The sequence below is a fragment of the Streptomyces sp. ACA25 genome (assembly GCF_028200735.1).
Lineage (GTDB): Bacteria > Actinomycetota > Actinomycetes > Streptomycetales > Streptomycetaceae > Streptomyces.
Genome location: NZ_JAQKPV010000083.1, coordinates 1 through 564 on the forward strand (window position 1 = coordinate 1; position 564 = coordinate 564).

A 564-nucleotide genomic window follows, 5' to 3' on the forward strand; every position below is an offset into this window, starting at 1 on the left:
GCCCGACGCGGACGGCCGTCAACACTCCACGGCCTGCTCTCCGTCAGCAACTCCACCGCACCCGCCGACCAGTCCACGTGCACCGAAGGCTCATCCACATGCAGCGTCCGGGGCAGCACACCGTGCCGCATCGCCTCCACCATCTTGATCACACCAGCCACCCCGGACGCAGCCTGCGCATGACCTATGTTCGACTTCACCGACCCCAGCCACAACGGCCGCTCACGGTCGCGGTCCCGGCCGTAGGTGGCCAGCAGCGCCTGCGCCTCGATCGGATCACCCAGCTTCGTTCCCGTACCGTGCGCCTCCACCACGTCCACCCCCGACGGCTCCACACCCGCCACCGCCAACGCCTCACGAATCACCCGCTGCTGCGCAGGACCGTTCGGCGCGGTCAAACCATTCGACGCACCGTCGGAATTCACCGCCGAACCACGCACCACCGCAAGCACCTCATGCCCCCTGGCCCGCGCATCCGACAACCGCTCCACCAACAGCACACCCACACCCTCGGACCAGCCCGTGCCGTCCGCCGCCGTAGCGAACGCCTTGCACCGGCCGTCA

The 564-nt window shown here is 69.0% G+C and carries 1 protein-coding gene; it reads right to left on the reverse strand.

The features are described 5' to 3' along the window. A partial coding sequence (locus PJ985_RS23270; RefSeq protein WP_271685863.1) for a polyketide synthase occupies window positions 1-564 on the reverse strand: 564 nt, incomplete at both ends.